This window comes from Comamonas sp. (genome assembly GCF_009360615.1).
Lineage (GTDB): Bacteria > Pseudomonadota > Gammaproteobacteria > Burkholderiales > Burkholderiaceae_C > Comamonas.
The window spans coordinates 1-16,113 of record NZ_SPEY01000001.1 but is presented as its reverse complement, the minus strand read 5'-3'; the positions used below and the strand labels follow the sequence as shown (position 1 = coordinate 16,113).

Below are 16,113 nucleotides of genomic sequence, written 5' to 3'. Positions count from 1 at the left end.
CAGGTCGTGCATTGTGAACGCAATGCGGCCTGGCGCGTGCCATCCCTTGTCTTGCCATCGCAAACACCGAATTGTGACGTTATCCGAACCTCCTCGGGTGCCATTGATGGAAGCGGCTCCCCCTGACAGGTTCATGCGGATGGGTTAAGAACTACCCAGAAAGGCAGTAGTCTGATCACGATAATCAACCGCATTGATAGCGGCTTGCGATGACTATAGACCAGCCAGCCATCCACAGCCATATCGCAAGAATGAAAGGGTTAGCAATGAGGCCAGAACACCAGTTGATCCGGGTCGTGATCCTGGACGACCATGCCGTAGTCCAGCATGGGATTTCCAGCTATCTGGCAGACAGGACTGATATTGCGGTGGTGGCGAGCTTCGCGAAATCGCGCGACTTGATCTGCTGGCTCGAGGAAAATCATGCAGACGTTGTGCTGCTCGACTACACGCTCGGTCCCGGCGAGATCGACGGCCTCAATCTGATCAAGCTGGTCAGTACGCGTTTCCCGGATTGCAAGATTCTGATGACGTCGAGCAGCGATACGCCAGCGACCGTCAACATGACGATGCGTGCGGGGGCGCTCGGCTTCTTCGGCAAGAGCGAGAATCTCAGTCAGCTCGCGCAAGCCATCTTCGTTGTCGCCAAAGGCCGTCCGTACATCAGCACCGAGTTGTCCGGCAAGCTTATGTCGAGCGGGATGCCCGATCCTCGCATAGAGAAAAAAAACGCGAGCAGTGAGAGCGCACCAGCACCCGATTCAGGTCTGTCCGCGGACTTACGTCTCAGCCCGCGCGAGCACGAAGTGCTGCGCTGCTATCTCGCGGGTATGTCTGTGTCCGACATCGCGGCGAAATTCTCCCGAAGCCGAAAGACGATCAGCACGCAAAAGCAAGCAGCATTTCGCAAGCTTGGCATCCGCAGCGACGTCGAGCTGTTTGCGTCCCGCAAGATGCTTGAGGGCAAGTGAGTGCTTTCTTTGGGGTGGCATTGAAACGTGGTTTTGAGCATGCATGACGCAACCTGTGCGATGTCCCGCGTGGCTTGCCTGGTTGAGCAGGGCGACTGCGGTTTCTAGATCTGAGAGTTAGCTTCTGGCGAAGTGCTTGAGACCAGTCCGAGCGGCCACTGCCACGGTGGGGGTGAATCCTTGCCCACACACAGACGTACGCACCTTTAAGAGTCGCAGTATGGGTTATGCAAACAGCCTGCAAGGCCAGAGCAGGCGGCGGACAGAAGGGCGTCTCTACAGCACATTGCACAATTTTTCGATCGGAACCATTGCGTGAGTAGCGGGAGGTGTTGCGGATGAAGCAATGCGGCGCAGCGATTCGTCGGTACGTAGTGCCGAGCGTAGGCATGGTTGAGGCCTTGCATAGCCATAGCCTTGGGCCATAACAGGCCTCTGCGTTTCAATCCAAGCGCGCTGGTCCGTTGACTCGATCCCCTCCACGACCGTGGCGAAACCGAGATCCGAAAGCAAACCGATCATGCCGCCAAGAATTAGCCACCTTCTCGCATCCAAAGGGGCTCGTTTTACCAGCTTGCCGCTGAGCTTGACGACATCGACCTTCAGGTTTGCCAGATCGCACAAGGTCCATGAGCCGCTACCGAAGTCGTCAATGGCCACGCGCACACCCAGCTTCCGGAGCCTTTCAATGTCCTGCTGCAGCTTGGCTTGGTCAGCTATTGACTCGCACTCGAGCAATTCGATCAGAATCAGCGACGGCCTGACACGATGCTTTGAAAGTGCCTCGCGAATCAGCGTTTCAAGTCTTGTGCCCTGCAGTTGGGAAGGCAAAACATTGAACGACACGAACTGCAGCCGGGCTCCACCTTCAGGAAAACTCGTTGAAGCAGTGGCCAGCGAAGCGTTCAGTTGTCTGCACACTTCGTCGATCACAAACGCCGTCGTTGCCCATGCGGCTTCAGGTGCAAGAAGTGCTTTGGCGAATGTCCCGGGCAAGAGTTGACCGAACTCCGGATGTTGCCAGCGCAATAGCGCTTCGGCGCCTACCGTACGACCAGAGTCCACGTCCACGATCGGTTGGAAGGCAACCGAGAACTCCCTGGCCAAGACTCCGTCGCAGATTCGATCAACGAGTCGGCTCGTGCAAGGCATTGTTGCAACCTCAACGCTCTTGGCGAAGACGTCCTTCATGATTTACTCCATTCCTAGCGAAGGCTGACATACTTTCTGCGCACACTCCGCTTTCACTGTGTGTTTCGTGTCGCAACTCGGCCTCTGCGCGCCACATGTAGCGAAGCGAGGTCTCGCAAGGGCGGTGAGGTCGGTCACCAGTGCCCCGGTGGCTCCGTCGGGAGCGGGCTGCGAGTGCTGCTGGCAAAAGTCAGGAAATATCGTTGTTGCGATGCACTTGACTGCTGTATCTCAGTATGCGTAAGAGATCGAGCTGGGTATATCGGATCAGTCCGAAAAACCTGGCGAGCTGTCGAAGGCCTCGGCGTCTGCGCTCTTCCTGTAGGCCGACGGACATGGCTGACCAGGGCGGCGTGGGCTACATCCGGGCACTGACCGACGACGCCAGCGTGTTGGAAGGCATATCGGTGTTTGTCATTTGGATGGGCCTTTCGGAGCCCCGCTATGTGCAGTTTTTTGCGCGCTGACACTCACCTTTGGGGCCCATCGCCGCCGCCTCGATAGTCGTTGCCTTCGCCGTCAAGGCGTTGCCGCCGTACTTGTTGGTGTGGTGGAAAAGGGCCCTGCTGGGCCCAGGGCTGCTGCCGGTCTCAAAGACACCTTGTCAAGGCGGAAGATGAAACCGGAGGTGGTTTATGGGGACGAGACGGCAGTTCAGCCCGAAATTCAAGGCTGAAGCGGTCAAGCTCGGTGACCGAGCGAGGCGTTGCAGTGGCGCAAGCTGCGCCTTCTTGGGTAGCGACCGAGCATACGGAGCACGGCGCATCTCGCATGACGTGCTGGCATTGGGGGGGGGCACTGCGGACTGACCCGCATTGAGCGACTGATGCGTGAACAGGCGCTACGCGCACGGCGGTGTCGCCGAGGCCTGCCCAAGGACCATGGCGAGTGCAGTGCCATCGCCGACAACTTGCTGGACCGCCAGTTCCAGGCTGATGCGCCGAACCGCAAGTGGGTGGACGACGTTACCTGCATCCGGACGGCTGAAGGCTGGCTGTATGTGGCGGTATTGGGGGAGCGGTACTCGCGACGCATCGTGGGTTGGTCGATGCATTCCAGCATGACCAGCCAACTCGCGGCTGGTGCGCTGATGATGGCTGTTTGGCGTCGTGGACGGCCGCAGGAATTGCTGCATCACTCTGCCCAGTGCAGCCAGAGCACCAGCGAGCACTTCCAGTGTCTGCTGAATGAGCAAGGCATCGTCTGCAATATGAGCCGTGCTGGCGAAGTCTGGGACAACTCGGCAATGGAAAGCTTCTTCAGGCGCCTGAAGACGGAGCGCACGGCTCGCAAGGTCTACCGCCCGCGCAAGCAAGATCAGATGTGTTCGGCTACGTCGGGCGGTTCTGCAACCCGACGCGTCGGCGCGCGACACTTGGGTACATCAGTCCGATAGAGTCGAGGATGCTCGAGAAGCTTAGGCTGGTGTCGACGAAACCGGCAGCAGCCCAAGATGAGGTGCTATCGGCTAAAAATCCACTGAGCAAGAGTTACCGATTTGCAACAGTCCTGAAGCCTTGGTGGGCTTGGGCGTGAGGCACGATCCAGGACATAGTGTTGGACCGTGCAAAGGAGTGCCGCCAGCGAAACTAGGTCAGACATGCCCTAGGTTTCCAGGTGTTTGTATGCCCGGAGAAGGCTGCCGCTTCTAAACTTTATTCTGCAGGGCGTACGATACGAGCCAGGAAAATTTCAAACTTTATTCCGTGATTCGACACTTTATTCCGTTGCTCCGCCTGGAGCTGGATGCCGTCATGGTCGACCTCGATGGCACCATGGTGAACACGCTGGGGGACTTTGCCGAGGCCCTCAACCGCATGCTGGCCGACCTGCAACTGCCGGGCATCGCGCCGCAGGTCATCGAGAACATGGTGGGCAAGGGCAGCGAGCACCTGATCCGCTCCGTGCTCGCGCATGTGCAGGCACCAAACATCGATGCCCTGTATCCCCGGGCCTGGCAGCGTTACGAGCACCATTACCTGGCCATCAACGGCCAGTTTGCCGATGTCTATCCGGGCGTGGCCGAGGGCCTGCAGGCCCTCCAGTCCCTGGGGCTGCGCATGGCCTGTCTGACCAACAAGCCTTTGTCCTTCGCCCAGCCCCTGCTGGCTGCCAAGGGACTGGACGGCTTTTTCGACTGCGTGTTCGGTGGTGACTCCTTCGCGCGCAAGAAGCCCGATCCGCTGCCGCTGGTCGAGACCTGCAAGGCCCTGGGCAGCGAGCCTGCGCGCACGCTGATGGTGGGTGACTCCAGCAACGATGCCCAGGCCGCCCATGCTGCAGGCTGTCCGGTGGTGTTGATGACCTATGGCTACAACCACGGCCAGCCCATCACGGCGGTCGAGGCCAGGGCCCACCTGGATTCCCTGGTGCAACTTGCGGTGTGATGCCGCCTGTTGGTTTGCATTTCTGGCAGGAATGAGTGCGGATAGGCTTGTTTGCTAGAGTCGTGAGCTTTGTTTCAACCCATGCCGGTTCATGTATTGCTTTGCAGCCGGCAGAGAACGAAGGGGGGCTCACGCCACATGCACGGACTGCACCTGACGGCCGACCTTTATCAATGTGCGGGCGCCGAACGCTACATGCTCGATGCCGATGCCATCGCCGGGCTTTGCCGCGAACAGACGGTGGCCTCGGGACTGACCCTGGTGGAGGACACCTGGGTGAAGTTTCCTCCCTATGAGGGCCAGCCCGGCGGGGTGACAGGTACGGTGCTGTTGGCGGAATCCCATCTGGCCATCCATACCTGGCCCGAGACGGGCAGTGTCACCATCGACGTCTATGTGTGCAATTTTTCCGCCGACAACTCGGACAAGGCCCGCCTTCTGATGGAGGGCGTGATCGACGCTTTCGCGCCCCGAAAGGTGCTGCGCCAGCAATTGATGCGCGGCGACATCGGCATGGCGCAACCGGAAGGCCAGGCCCCGCACCAGGCACCCGGCTCCGAATCCGGATGGGCCCTGGAGCAGCTCACGCCCCATGCGCGCTTTGGCTATCGTGCCACGTCGCTGCAGACGCAGCAGACCCCCTATCAGAAGCTGGAGTTGCTGCAGACGCCGCAGTTCGGCAAGGTGCTGCGTCTGGATGATTGCTTCATGACCTCCGAGGGGGAGGAGTTTTTCTATCACGAGGCGCTGGTGCATCCGGCGGCCATGGCCCACCCCGCGCCGAGCAAGGCCTTGATTCTGGGGGGAGGCGATGGCGGGGCTGCCGAGGAGTTGCTCAAGCATCCGAGCATCGAGCGTGTGGTGCTGGCCGAGCTGGACGAGGCCGTGGTGCAGTTCTCGCGCCAGCATCTGCATACCGTGCATCGCGGGGCGCTCGATGATGCCCGTGTCGAGGTCTGCATAGGCGACGGCCTGGCCCTGATGGAGGCCACGGATGAGCGCTTTGATCTGGCGCTGATGGATCTGACCGATCCCGACACTCCGGCCAGTGCCTTGTATGCGCCTGGCTCGCTGGCACGCATGAAGCGCGTGCTGGCGCCGGGCGGCGCGCTGGTGCTGCACCTGGGCAGCCCCGTCTTCCACGGCCCGCAGGTGGCCGGACTGGTGCGCAGCCTGCGCCAGCAGTTTGCCGTGGTCCGCTGCTACGGCCTCTACATTCCGCTTTACGGCGCTTACTGGGGGCTGGCCGTGGCCTCCGATGAGCTCGATCCGCTGGAGCTGAAGGCACCGCAGCTGGCCGAACGCCTCAGGCAGCGCAAGGTGCGGGATCTGCAGTATTACAACGAGCAGGTGCACGGCGCGCTGTTTGCGCTGCCCAACTATTACCGCGAGCTGCTCAAGTGAGTCAGCCGGCCTCGCCCAGCAGCGCTTTCTTGAGCTGCTGATCGGCGGGCCTGGGGCCCAGCCAGATGCCGAGCAGGGCGTTGAAGAATTCGGGCTCCTTGAAGGCCTCGCCCTGTGGCTGGCCCTTGACGGTCACGATGGTGCCCTGGCCGGGCAGCCAGTCCACCATGAAGGTCTCGCCTGCAAGCAGCTTTTTGTGCTGGGTGAAGATCTCGCTCATGCGCATCACCCCTGGAATCAGCTTGGAGAAGGCTGCCCGCTCCATATTGTCTTCCATGCCGCGTGAGAACAGCTTGCCCAGCTCGGCCGAGTCGATATCGCGCAGCATGGTCACGCTGATGCGCTTGGGACCGGGCAGGGCGGCGATTTCCTGCAGGCTGCGCGCCGGCTTTTCCAGATACAGGCCGGCGGTATAGACCTTGAAAACGGCCTTGTAACGTGTGCCTGCACCGTTGAGCTGCAGGGCCTGACCCTGCAACTGCAAGCTGGGTGCGTAGTTCACACCATGCAACTTGACGGGTTCAGTCGGGCGCTCCTGAGCATGGAGGGCAAAGCTGGCAAGCGCTGCAGCCAGCAGCAAAGCCTGTGGCCAACGTAAGCTGGGCATGAATGTCTCCTCGTGTTGGTTGTTCCTGGCCGCTCTGCAGGTGGCCTTGAATTGCGAACGGTCGTGCATATTTGTGTCTGCCAGATTTCATCGCAATAAGGACTGTCCCCAGCATGGAAGTCATTGCACGGCATAGAAGCGTCATTGTTTGCGCGTCGGCGCTATGCGCTACACTGTCCGCATCATGTTCATTCATCGCACGTTCAATGCAGGTTGTGGAGACCGGGGAGCCTGGCCCTGGCGTAAGCCTGCACATCTGAACTGCTGAAGCACCCGGCACGAGCCCGGCGTGCACCCCGCGGCCCCATGCGTTGCATACTTCGGGCCAATTGGAATGAACCGGCGCATCCTCTCTTCAAACGCGTCATCTGCTTCGCAATCAAACTTGTGCAGATGCACCATGCGCCATGACTCCCGGAGCTTCTCCCGTGATCACGGAACTGGAATTCAAATCGCTTGCGGCCCAAGGCTATAACCGCATCCCGCTGCTGATCGAGGCCTTTGCCGACCTCGAAACTCCGCTGTCCCTCTATCTCAAGCTGGCCCATGCCAATGGCGACGGCAAGTACAGCTTTCTGCTGGAATCCGTCGTCGGCGGCGAGCGCTTCGGCCGCTACAGCTTCATCGGCCTGCCGGCACGCAGCTTTGTGCGCGCCTCGGGCTTCGGTGACCAGGCCAGGACCGAGGTCGTGACCGATGGCAAGGTGGTGGAGACAGCCGGCGGCAATCCGCTGGACTTCATCGCGGCCTATCAGCAGCGCTTCAAGGTGGCCGTCACGCCGGGCATGCCGCGTTTTTGCGGCGGTCTGGCCGGCTATTTCGGCTATGACGCCGTGCGCTATATCGAGAAAAAGCTGGAGAACAGCTGTCCGCCCGACAGCCTGGGCACCCCCGACATCATGCTGCTGCAGTGCGAAGAGGTCGCCGTCATCGACAACCTCTCGGGCAAGCTCTACCTCATCGTCTACGCCAACCCCGGCGAGGCCGAAGCCTATACCCGCGCCAAGAAGCGCCTGCGCCAGCTCAAGGACCAGCTGCGCTATTCGGTCAGCGCGCCGCAGATCCGTGCCGGCGAGAGCTATCCCGCAGAGCGCAGCTTCGACAAGCAGGACTATCTGGACGCCGTGCAAAAAGCCAAGGAGCTGATTGCGGCGGGCGACTTCATGCAGGTGCAGGTAGGCCAGCGCATTCACAAGCGTTTCACGGCCTCGCCGCTGTCGCTGTACCGCGCGCTGCGCTCGCTCAACCCCAGCCCCTATATGTACTTCTACCATTTCGGAGATTTCCATGTGGTGGGGGCCAGCCCGGAGATTCTGGTGCGCCAGGAGCGCACGCCCGACGGCCAGAAGGTCACGATCCGCCCCCTGGCCGGCACCCGTCCGCGCGGCAATACGGTGGAGGCCGACAAGGCCACCGAGCAGGAACTGATCGCCGACCCCAAGGAGCGTGCCGAGCATGTGATGCTGATCGATCTGGCACGCAACGATATCGGCCGCATTGCCAGGACCGGCAGCGTCAAGGTGACCGAGGCCTTTGCCGTGGAGCGCTACAGCCATGTCATGCATATCGTGAGCAATGTGGAAGGCATCTTGCAGGACGGCATGGACAATATGGATGTCTTCAAGGCCACCTTCCCCGCCGGCACATTGACGGGGGCTCCCAAGGTGCATGCCATGGAAGTCATCGACCGGCTCGAACCCAGCAAGCGCGGCATCTACGGCGGTGCCTGCGGCTATCTGAGCTTTGCCGGCGACATGGATCTGGCGATTGCGATCCGTACCGGCGTCATCAAGGACAACGTGCTCTATGTGCAGGCCGCTGCCGGCGTGGTGGCCGACTCCGTGCCCGAGCTGGAATGGAGAGAGACCGAGCACAAGGCCCGCGCCCTGCTGCGCGCCGCAGAACTGGTTGAGGAAGGTCTGGAATGAAAAACGACTACTCCCTGAGGCGCTGCGCACCTTCTCCCTTGAAGGGGGACGACGGCCTTTGCTGGGGCAGCCCACGCTGCGGGGCGGCCCTTGCTGGCCCTCTCCTGCAAGGCGATGCAACAGCTTCAAGTGCAGTGACTGACCTGCCACGCGATGGAGAAATGCAATGAATCGTTCCATTGAGAAGGTGCAGCACTGCACCACCATGGAAGATGTGCGCCGCAACGTGAATGCGCTCGACGATGTGTTGGTGCCGCTGCTGGTCACCCGCATCGGCTATATGCAGCAGGCCGCGCGCATCAAGGGTGATGTGAGCCAGGTGCGCGATGAGGCGCGCATCGAAGCCATCGTCAGCCGCGTGCGTGAGCGCACGGCGCAGGAGGGCGGCCAGCCCGATGTGATGGAGACCGTCTATCGTGCGCTGATGGAGGCCTGCATCGACTACGAACACCAGGAATTTGCGCGTCTGCGTGAACCCAGGAAATCAGGGGAGTAAGACCATGAAACTGCTGATGGTCGATAACTACGACAGCTTTACCTACAACATCGTCCAGTACTTTGGCGAGCTGGGCGCGGAGGTGACCGTGGTGCGCAACGACGAAACCACGGTGGCCGAAGTCGAGGCGCTGATTGCGCGCGAAGGCATCGAGCGGCTGGTGATCTCGCCCGGCCCCTGCTCGCCCAACGAGGCGGGCATCTCGGTGGCGGCGATCAAGCATTTCGCAGGCAAGCTGCCGATTCTGGGCGTCTGCCTGGGTCACCAGAGCATTGGCGCGGCCTTTGGCGGCGACATCATCCGGGCGGGCCAGCAGATGCATGGCAAGACCAGCGTGATCAGCACCGACCAGAAGGGCGTGTTTGCCGACCTGCCCAGGCAGTTCACGGTCAACCGCTATCACTCTCTGGTCATAGACCGCAGCACGCTGCCCGAGTGCCTTGAAATCACGGCGACCAGCGAAGATGGTGAAATCCAGGGGGTGCGCCATCGCGAGCTGGCCATCGAGGGCGTGCAGTTCCACCCCGAGAGCATTCTGACCGAGCATGGCCATGCCATGCTGAAGAACTTTCTCGAGCAGAAATAAACGCTGATTTATTGATAGCTGCCAGCGCATGTCACTGCTTGATTTCAGAATAAAAACAATGGGAAATCAAGTATTGGTATGTGCAAGCAGCTCCCAAAAGCATAGAGAGATATTGCAATGATCACTCCCCAGGAAGCGCTGCAGCGAACCATCGAGCATCGTGAAATCTTCCATGACGAAATGCTGCATCTGATGCGCATGATCATGCGCGGCGAGCTCTCGCCGGTGATGACGGCCTCCATCATCACCGGCCTGCGCGTGAAGAAGGAAACCATTGGCGAGATCTCGGCTGCGGCCGAGGTGATGCGCGAGTTCTCCAACAAGGTGAACGTGCACGACAAGAGGAATCTGGTCGATATCGTCGGCACCGGCGGCGATGGCGCCAACACTTTCAACATCTCCACCTGCTCTATCTTTGTGATTGCGGCGGCGGGCGGCAAGGTGAGTAAGCATGGCGGGCGCAGCGTCAGCAGCAAGTCGGGCAGCGCCGATGCCATGGAGGCGCTGGGCGTCAACATCAACCTCAACCCGTCACGAATAGCCGATTGCATACGCGATGTGGGCATAGGCTTCATGTTTGCGCCCAACCATCATCCTGCCATGAAGAACGTGGCCCCCGTGCGCAAGGAACTGGGCGTGCGCACCATCTTCAACATCCTGGGCCCGCTTACCAACCCGGCATCCGCGCCCAATATCCTGATGGGCGTGTTCCACGAAGACCTGGTCGGCATTCAGGTGCGTGCCCTGCAGCGCCTGGGCGCCGAGCATGCGCTGGTCGTCTATGGTCGCGATGGCCTCGATGAAATCAGCCTGGGCGCGGGCACGCTGGTCGGCGAGCTCAAGGACGGCGTGGTGCGCGAGTATGAAGTCCATCCCGAGGACTTTGGCCTGCGCATGGCGGGTACGCGCTCGCTCAAGGTCGAGAATCCCGAGGAGTCCAGGGCCATGCTGATGGGCGTGCTGCAGGGGGACCAAGGCCCGGCGCGCGATATCGTCTGTCTCAACTCCGGCGCTGCCCTGTATGCGGCCAATGTGGCCAGCTCGATCGAAGAGGGCCTGGAGCGTGCGCAGAAGGCCATCGATAGCGGCGCGGCACTGGCCAAGCTACAGGAGCTGGTGGCCTATTCGCAAAAGCTCGGCGCAGCCGCATGAGCCTGCTGGATGCGCCCATCTGGAGCGATCCCGGCACCTGGATCGTGCTGGGCGTCTCCCTGCTGTTCATCGTGGTGGGCATAGCCATGCACCGCGTCATCATGAAGGTATTGCGCGGCCCGGCAGATGCTGCCGCCAACAAGGAAAACCATGTCTGACATTCTGAAGAAAATCTGCGACGTCAAGGTCCAGGAAGTTGCCGCCGCCAAGAAGGCCGTGCCGTTTGCCGAGATGCGCCGCGATGCAGAAAGCCGTGTCTCCACGCGCGACTTCGTGGGCGCCATCCGTGCCAAGATCGCCAAGGGGCAGGCCGGCGTGATCGCCGAAGTCAAGAAGGCCAGCCCCAGCAAGGGCGTGATTCGGGCCGATTTCGATCCTGCCGATATCGCCCAGAGCTATATGGTGGGCGACGGCAAGATCAGCGCGGCCTGTCTGTCGGTGCTGACCGATCGCCAGTTCTTCCAGGGGCAGCCTGACTATCTCAAGCAGGCCCGCGCGAGCACGCTGCTGCCGGTGCTGCGCAAGGACTTCATGGTGGATCCCTATCAGATCTACGAGTCCAGGGTGATGGGCGCCGACTGCGTGCTGTTGATCGCCGCCTGCCTGGACGATGCGCAGATGACCGAGATGGAACAGATTGCGCACAGCCTGGACATGGATGTGCTGGTGGAAGTGCATGATGCCGAGGAGCTGCAGCGCGCTCTCAAGCTCAGCACGCCGCTGGTGGGCATCAACAACCGCAATCTGCGCAGTTTCGAGGTCGATATCCAGACCACGATCGCGCTCAAGAAGGACGTGCCCGCCGATCGCCTGCTGGTGACCGAGTCCGGCATCCTGAGCCGGGACGATGTGAAGACCCTGCGTGAGGCCGGCATTGATGCCTTCCTGGTGGGGGAGGCATTCATGCGTGCCCGCGAACCGGGCGAGGCCCTGGCCCAGCTGTTTCAGTAGGCAGCGGGTGGCTGCCCCGGTTCAGCGCAGGACCTGTACGTCGGCATCCAGAAAGTAGCCGGCGCCACGCTTGGTCTTGAGCAGCGTGGGAGTACGGCTGGAGGTTTCGATCTTGCGGCGCAGGCGCAGCATCTGTACGTCGATGGCGCGGTCGAAGACGGTATCTTCGGCCTGTGTCATGTCCATGATCTGCTCACGGCTCATGATCTGCCTCGGACGCTTGAGCAGGGCCAGCAGCAGCGCGAATTCGCTTTTGGTGAGACCCACCTCATGCCCGGATGCACTGATGAGGCTGCGCGAGCGCAGGCGCAACTCCCAATCGGCAAACTTGAAACCCTGGGGATTCAGGCTGAAAGCAGGGCGGGTGCCGCAGAAGAAGGCATGTGCGGCTGAGACCTGCGAGTGACTGGCAGAAGAGGTGTGCATGAATAACTCCATGTGAGTCCGGGCAGCCAGGTGGTGAGCTGTGTTGGAGTCGATTTTTTGCAAAATGTCAGAATGTGTCACTCACTGAAATCAGGTATTTTGAGCCGCAACCCTTGAGAGAATCGTTCGGAACGGTTGTGGTCATAGAGAAAATCAAGGCATGAACTTCACCAGCCAGAGCATGAGTGCGAACACCGCCGCAGGGACCCAGTTGACGAGTGCAGACCCCCGGGACTGGCCGGTCTGTGCGGGTTGGCAAAGCCTTGCCGATGCTTTCTTTGCCGGAAGCACCGGCCAGAAATTGCTGCAGTTTCTGCAGCAAAGGCTGGAGGCCGGTGCGGTGATCTTTCCCCCGGCCCCCCTCAGGGCCCTGGAGCTGACGCCGCCGGAGGAAGTGCGTGTCGTGATCCTCGGGCAGGACCCCTATCACGGGCGAGGACAGGCAGAAGGGCTGGCATTCTCTGTCGCACCCGGCGTGCGCCTGCCGCCCTCGTTGCAGAACATCTTCAAGGAAATGCAGCGCGAACTGGGGACCCCGTTTCCAGCGTTTCCCCACCCCGGCGGCAGTCTGGTCAGCTGGGCGCAGCACGGTGTGCTGCTGCTCAACACCAGCCTCACGGTGGAAGAGGGGCAGGCCGCAAGCCATGCCAAAAAGGGCTGGGAAGAGCTGACCGATGCCGTGATCCGCCATGTGGCTGAGCAGGGGCGACCCACGGTCTTCATGCTCTGGGGCTCGCACGCACAGTCCAAGCGTGTGTTGATTCCACAGGATCGAGGCCATCTGGTGCTGATGAGCAACCACCCTTCGCCGCTATCGGCGCTGAGGCCGCCCGTGCCCTTTATCGGCAACGGACATTTCGGCAAGGCCCGGGCATTCAGGCTCCAACACGGCTACTGAGCCTGTCGGACAGGATCTAGCGCTTTTCCCGGATCCCGATCCAGACCCCCATCATGCCGCTGAGCGTCACCACGGCCATGCCGACCAGCGAGATGTGGTCGGGAAGCTGTCCGAAGAACAGCCAGCCCAGCAGCATGGCAAAGCCAATCTGGCTGTAAAGGAATGGGGCCACTGTCGCAGGCGTGGCGTGGGTGTATGCCTGCAACAGCATCAGGTGACCGATCCCGCTGCAGAGTCCCATCACGGCTGCCGCCGCGTAGATCTGCCATTGATCGATGGGCTGCCATACCAGGCCGACCAGCGGCGTAGTCAGCAGCAAGGGCAACCATGTGGAGTAAAGCTGAGTGGTTGGAGGCGAGTCCAGGCGGGAGAGGCGGCTACCCAGCACCTGGTAGGTGGTGCCGGAGACCAGCAGACCCGCCGGCCACAGAGCAGCCAGACCCAGGGCCTGGCCATCGTTCTCGGGCCGCACGATCGCAACCACGGCCAGCAGGCCGATCACCAGCAGCGCCCAGCGGGAAGGACTGACCTGTTCCTTGAAAAAGAGAGCCGATGCGACCACGATGAAGAGCGGTGCCGCTGACCAGATGGCCGTGAAATTGGCCAGGGGCATGTTCTGGATGCAGAAAAAGGCGCAGACCGTCGTCAACAGCCCGGAGATCGCTCGCAGCAGCTGAAACTTCAGGTTCCGGGTTTTCAGGGCCGGCAGGCCGAGCCGGGGCAGAACCAGCACGCTGGTGACCAAGGCCTGGGCCATGAAGCGCAGCCACAGCACCATGAGCACCGGAAGCAGTTTGCCGGTGAATTTGGTGGCGCTGTCCAGAACCGCAAACAACGCGCAGGCGAGGATGGTGAGCAGAACACCGCGGATGGCAGACTGCGCTGACGGGGAGAGCGTGGGAGAGAGCCAGCGAAGGGGCATGTCCGTAGTGATTGGCGTCCATGGACGTGAGGCATTCCAGGGGGCGAAGCGTCTGGCTTGCTGTGGGCGCCCATAAAAATGCCCGCACTGCGGGGCGCGGGCACGGGAGGGAGTGTGAAGGCTTACCAGGGCATGGCGTTACGAATACGCGCAATTTTCCCGGCCCGCTCCGGCGAGGACTCCTTGGCGGTATGCAGCGCTTGGCGGATGAAGACGAACAGCAGCAGGATCAGGCCAGTGGCTGCAGCCGCACCAATGGCCAGCATGGGCTTTTTGGGCTTGATGGAGCGTTCGGGCAGGGTCGGCATCTGGATCACATCGTCGTTGTCCAGGCCTACGAGGCGACGTTCCATGTCCAGAATCCCCTTTTGGCGATTGCTGTTGGCGGCCAGCAGCTCGCCATAGAGGCGGCTGGTGGCTTCGGTGAAGCTTTTGCCGGAGGAGAGATTGGCGGCGGTGTCATGCTCCAGCTTGAGGGCCTCTTCCAGGCGCGCCTTCTCGGAGGCCAGCTGCACTTCCAGCTGCTTTTTTTCCAGTCCGCGTGGCTTGCTCAGAGGAAACAAGGTATCGAGCAAGGCCTGGTTGAGCGTCTGAGCCGCTTCGGGCGATTTGGCCTGGGTGGAGATGTTCAGCAGCTTGTCCTGCTTGCCGACACTGACCGTGATGCGCTTGCTGAGCTTTTGATAGATTTCTTCCTTGGTCAGGCCCTCATCCAGGCCCGCAACGGGGGCAATCTGTTGCAGCACGTCCGCCGACATCGCCAGGCTGGCGGCCATGGGAGCGGTAAAGCTGGAGCCGGAACGCTCCACCTGAACCGATGAGCTGCTTTCGTAGGTCCTGGGAATCACCAGGGCGATTCCATAGGCCACGATGCCTGCCAGCAGTGGGCCGAAGATCAGAATCTTCCAGTTTTCCGCGAGAGTGACCAGCAGGTCCAGCAGATCCAACTCTTCGTCTTGTGGGGTTTGAACTTCCATTGATTTTTCTGAATGAATATGCACTTTGACAAAACAGTGAAATCTACCACCAAGAAAAGATTGGACCCAGTGTTTCTGTAACGCCTTATGCCGGGAGCCGGCAGGGCGGCCCCCATCTGTTGCAGATCAGCGCTTGCGTTCCAGCAGCATGGAGTCCCCGTAGCTGAAGAAGCGGTAGTGCTGTGCAATCGCGTGCCGGTACATGTCCATGATGTGCTCGTAGCCCGCAAAGGCGCTGACCAGCATCATCAGGGTGCTCTTGGGCAGATGGAAGTTGGTGATCAGCATGTCGACCACCTGGTACTGAAAGCCCGGGGTGATGAAGATGCTGGTGTCGCCGGTGATGTTGCCGTACTTGGCCCAGGACTCCAGCGTGCGCACCGTGGTGGTGCCCACGGCGATGATGCGGCCGCCCCGCTGGCGGCAGCGCTCCATGGCGGCCAATGTGGCCAGGGGAATGTCGTACCACTCGCTGTGCATGGTGTGGTCCGCAAGGTTCTCGGTCTTGACGGGCTGGAAGGTTCCGGCACCCACATGCAGGGTGACGCTGGCCCGCTCCACGCCCTTGGCTTGCAGGGCGGCAAGCACCGACTCGTCGAAATGCAGGGCTGCCGTGGGTGCGGCCACGGCGCCGGGGTGGGCTGCGAACACGGTCTGGTAGCGCTCGCTGTCTTCCTTTGCATCCGGATCGTGCTCGGCGTTTTGCTGACGCTCGATATAGGGCGGCAGCGGCAGGTGACCGAACTGCTCCAGCAATTCATAGGGCGACTCGCCCTGGTTGCCCTTGAAGGAAAGATGGAACAGGGGGCCGTTCTCGTCGGGCCAGCGGCCCAGCAGCGTGGCTTCGAAGCCGCCGTTGCCGAGGCCGCCGCAAAGATGGATCTTGGCGCCGGGCAAGGGCTTCTTGCTGACGCGCATATGGGCCACGACTTCATTGTTCTGCAGCACGCGCTCGACCAGCAGCTCGATCTTGCCGCCGCTGGCCTTTTCACCGAAGACACGCGCCTTGATGACCTTGGTGTCGTTGAAGACCAGCAGGTCGCCGGGCTGCAGCAGATCGGGCAGTTCGCGGAAGATGCGGTCGGTGGCTGGGAGGCTGCGGCCGTCAAGCAGGCGCGATGCGCTGCGAACGGCGGTGGGATGCTGGGCAATCAGGGATTCGGGCAGGTCGAAGTCGAAATCGCTGAGTGTGAATTCACGGGTGCTGGAAGACATGC

General features: G+C 61.2%; 17 protein-coding genes and 1 pseudogene. 12 read left to right on the top strand and 6 right to left on the bottom strand.

Annotated elements, in window-relative coordinates; all coding sequences use genetic code 11:
* Positions 1 to 209: 209 nt before the first annotated feature.
* Positions 210 to 971 (top strand): response regulator transcription factor, encoded by a 762-nt coding sequence (locus E2583_RS00090; RefSeq protein WP_366007697.1) that lies wholly within the window; start codon positions 210 to 212, stop codon positions 969 to 971.
* A 276-nt stretch (positions 972 to 1,247) separates the two neighbouring features.
* Here E2583_RS00090 and E2583_RS00085 read toward each other — a convergent pair whose 3' ends face one another.
* Positions 1,248 to 2,162 (bottom strand): EAL domain-containing protein, encoded by a 915-nt coding sequence (locus tag E2583_RS00085; protein ID WP_291592013.1) that lies wholly within the window; start codon positions 2,160 to 2,162, stop codon positions 1,248 to 1,250.
* 335 nt (positions 2,163 to 2,497) lie between these two features.
* On the opposite strand from E2583_RS00085, the gene E2583_RS00080 reads away from it, so the two are divergent.
* The 4 genes and pseudogenes from E2583_RS00080 to speE all read left to right on the top strand — a co-directional run bounded on the left by E2583_RS00080 (position 2,498) and on the right by speE (position 5,953).
* Positions 2,498 to 2,629: a hypothetical protein gene (locus E2583_RS00080; protein WP_291592011.1), complete on the top strand. Its 132-nt coding sequence runs from the start codon at positions 2,498 to 2,500 to the stop codon at positions 2,627 to 2,629.
* A gap of 258 nt (positions 2,630 to 2,887) precedes the next feature.
* Positions 2,888 to 3,560 (top strand): annotated as a pseudogene (locus E2583_RS00075) (IS3 family transposase); the annotation flags it as partial.
* Positions 3,561 to 3,916: 356 nt separating this feature from the next.
* Entirely contained in the window at positions 3,917 to 4,549 is a 633-nt protein-coding gene (gene gph, locus E2583_RS00070; RefSeq protein ID WP_291592104.1) for a phosphoglycolate phosphatase, read from the top strand.
* A gap of 138 nt (positions 4,550 to 4,687) precedes the next feature.
* Positions 4,688 to 5,953: a polyamine aminopropyltransferase gene (gene speE, locus E2583_RS00065; protein WP_291592010.1), complete on the top strand. Its 1,266-nt coding sequence runs from the start codon at positions 4,688 to 4,690 to the stop codon at positions 5,951 to 5,953.
* Between the two features lies 1 nt (position 5,954).
* On the opposite strand, the gene E2583_RS00060 is transcribed toward speE, so the two are convergent.
* Positions 5,955 to 6,560: a chalcone isomerase family protein gene (locus E2583_RS00060; protein ID WP_043377001.1), complete on the bottom strand. Its 606-nt coding sequence runs from the start codon at positions 6,558 to 6,560 to the stop codon at positions 5,955 to 5,957.
* Between the two features lie 428 nt (positions 6,561 to 6,988).
* Here E2583_RS00060 and trpE point away from each other — a divergent pair, with 428 nt between their 5' ends.
* The 6 genes from trpE (at position 6,989) to trpC (ending at position 11,673) form a co-directional block, all read left to right on the top strand.
* Positions 6,989 to 8,488: an anthranilate synthase component I gene (gene trpE / locus E2583_RS00055; protein WP_012840114.1), complete on the top strand. Its 1,500-nt coding sequence runs from the start codon at positions 6,989 to 6,991 to the stop codon at positions 8,486 to 8,488.
* Between the two features lie 166 nt (positions 8,489 to 8,654).
* Complete coding sequence (locus E2583_RS00050; protein WP_291592008.1) at positions 8,655 to 8,984, top strand: chorismate mutase; 330 nt, start codon at positions 8,655 to 8,657, stop codon at positions 8,982 to 8,984.
* 4 nt (positions 8,985 to 8,988) lie between these two features.
* Positions 8,989 to 9,570: an aminodeoxychorismate/anthranilate synthase component II gene (locus tag E2583_RS00045; protein ID WP_043003915.1), complete on the top strand. Its 582-nt coding sequence runs from the start codon at positions 8,989 to 8,991 to the stop codon at positions 9,568 to 9,570.
* Between the two features lie 111 nt (positions 9,571 to 9,681).
* Positions 9,682 to 10,722, top strand: a complete 1,041-nt coding sequence (gene trpD / locus E2583_RS00040; RefSeq protein ID WP_291592101.1) for an anthranilate phosphoribosyltransferase — start codon at positions 9,682 to 9,684, stop codon at positions 10,720 to 10,722.
* Entirely contained in the window at positions 10,719 to 10,880 is a 162-nt protein-coding gene (locus tag E2583_RS00035) for a hypothetical protein (RefSeq protein WP_291592006.1), read from the top strand. The genes trpD and E2583_RS00035 overlap by 4 nt, the downstream gene beginning before the upstream one ends.
* Positions 10,873 to 11,673, top strand: a complete 801-nt coding sequence (gene trpC, locus E2583_RS00030; RefSeq protein ID WP_291592004.1) for an indole-3-glycerol phosphate synthase TrpC — start codon at positions 10,873 to 10,875, stop codon at positions 11,671 to 11,673. The genes E2583_RS00035 and trpC overlap by 8 nt, the downstream gene beginning before the upstream one ends.
* 21 nt (positions 11,674 to 11,694) lie before the next feature.
* On the opposite strand, the gene E2583_RS00025 is transcribed toward trpC, so the two are convergent.
* Positions 11,695 to 12,099, bottom strand: a complete 405-nt coding sequence (locus E2583_RS00025; RefSeq protein WP_291592002.1) for a winged helix-turn-helix domain-containing protein — start codon at positions 12,097 to 12,099, stop codon at positions 11,695 to 11,697.
* Between the two features lie 160 nt (positions 12,100 to 12,259).
* On the opposite strand from E2583_RS00025, the gene E2583_RS00020 reads away from it, so the two are divergent.
* Entirely contained in the window at positions 12,260 to 12,997 is a 738-nt protein-coding gene (locus E2583_RS00020) for a uracil-DNA glycosylase (RefSeq protein WP_291592001.1), read from the top strand.
* A gap of 16 nt (positions 12,998 to 13,013) precedes the next feature.
* On the opposite strand, the gene E2583_RS00015 is transcribed toward E2583_RS00020, so the two are convergent.
* The 3 genes from E2583_RS00015 to queA all read right to left on the bottom strand — a co-directional run bounded on the left by E2583_RS00015 (position 13,014) and on the right by queA (position 16,111).
* On the bottom strand, positions 13,014 to 13,919 hold the full coding sequence (locus tag E2583_RS00015) for a DMT family transporter (protein WP_291592000.1): 906 nt from the start codon (positions 13,917 to 13,919) through the stop codon (positions 13,014 to 13,016).
* A 122-nt stretch (positions 13,920 to 14,041) separates the two neighbouring features.
* Positions 14,042 to 14,896: a Wzz/FepE/Etk N-terminal domain-containing protein gene (locus E2583_RS00010; protein WP_291591999.1), complete on the bottom strand. Its 855-nt coding sequence runs from the start codon at positions 14,894 to 14,896 to the stop codon at positions 14,042 to 14,044.
* A 126-nt stretch (positions 14,897 to 15,022) separates the two neighbouring features.
* Positions 15,023 to 16,111, bottom strand: coding sequence for a tRNA preQ1(34) S-adenosylmethionine ribosyltransferase-isomerase QueA (queA, locus tag E2583_RS00005; RefSeq protein WP_291591998.1), 1,089 nt, complete (start codon positions 16,109 to 16,111; stop codon positions 15,023 to 15,025).
* Positions 16,112 to 16,113 lie beyond the last annotated feature (2 nt).

What these genes read in the sequence shown, in the direction of transcription:
- E2583_RS00010 (WP_291591999.1), bottom strand. Translation starts at nt 14,896, where the DNA reads ATGGAAGTTCAAACCCCACAAGACGAAGAGTTGGATCTGCTGGACCTG.
- E2583_RS00090 (WP_366007697.1), top strand. Translation starts at nt 210, where the DNA reads ATGACTATAGACCAGCCAGCCATCCACAGCCATATCGCAAGAATGAAA.
- trpC (WP_291592004.1), top strand. Translation starts at nt 10,873, where the DNA reads ATGTCTGACATTCTGAAGAAAATCTGCGACGTCAAGGTCCAGGAAGTT.
- queA (WP_291591998.1), bottom strand. Translation starts at nt 16,111, where the DNA reads ATGTCTTCCAGCACCCGTGAATTCACACTCAGCGATTTCGACTTCGAC.
- E2583_RS00015 (WP_291592000.1), bottom strand. Translation starts at nt 13,919, where the DNA reads ATGCCCCTTCGCTGGCTCTCTCCCACGCTCTCCCCGTCAGCGCAGTCT.
- E2583_RS00025 (WP_291592002.1), bottom strand. Translation starts at nt 12,099, where the DNA reads ATGCACACCTCTTCTGCCAGTCACTCGCAGGTCTCAGCCGCACATGCC.
- E2583_RS00050 (WP_291592008.1), top strand. Translation starts at nt 8,655, where the DNA reads ATGAATCGTTCCATTGAGAAGGTGCAGCACTGCACCACCATGGAAGAT.
- gph (WP_291592104.1), top strand. Translation starts at nt 3,917, where the DNA reads ATGGTCGACCTCGATGGCACCATGGTGAACACGCTGGGGGACTTTGCC.
- speE (WP_291592010.1), top strand. Translation starts at nt 4,688, where the DNA reads ATGCACGGACTGCACCTGACGGCCGACCTTTATCAATGTGCGGGCGCC.
- E2583_RS00045 (WP_043003915.1), top strand. Translation starts at nt 8,989, where the DNA reads ATGAAACTGCTGATGGTCGATAACTACGACAGCTTTACCTACAACATC.
- E2583_RS00020 (WP_291592001.1), top strand. Translation starts at nt 12,260, where the DNA reads ATGAACTTCACCAGCCAGAGCATGAGTGCGAACACCGCCGCAGGGACC.
- E2583_RS00085 (WP_291592013.1), bottom strand. Translation starts at nt 2,162, where the DNA reads ATGAAGGACGTCTTCGCCAAGAGCGTTGAGGTTGCAACAATGCCTTGC.
- E2583_RS00080 (WP_291592011.1), top strand. Translation starts at nt 2,498, where the DNA reads ATGGCTGACCAGGGCGGCGTGGGCTACATCCGGGCACTGACCGACGAC.
- E2583_RS00060 (WP_043377001.1), bottom strand. Translation starts at nt 6,560, where the DNA reads ATGCCCAGCTTACGTTGGCCACAGGCTTTGCTGCTGGCTGCAGCGCTT.
- E2583_RS00035 (WP_291592006.1), top strand. Translation starts at nt 10,719, where the DNA reads ATGAGCCTGCTGGATGCGCCCATCTGGAGCGATCCCGGCACCTGGATC.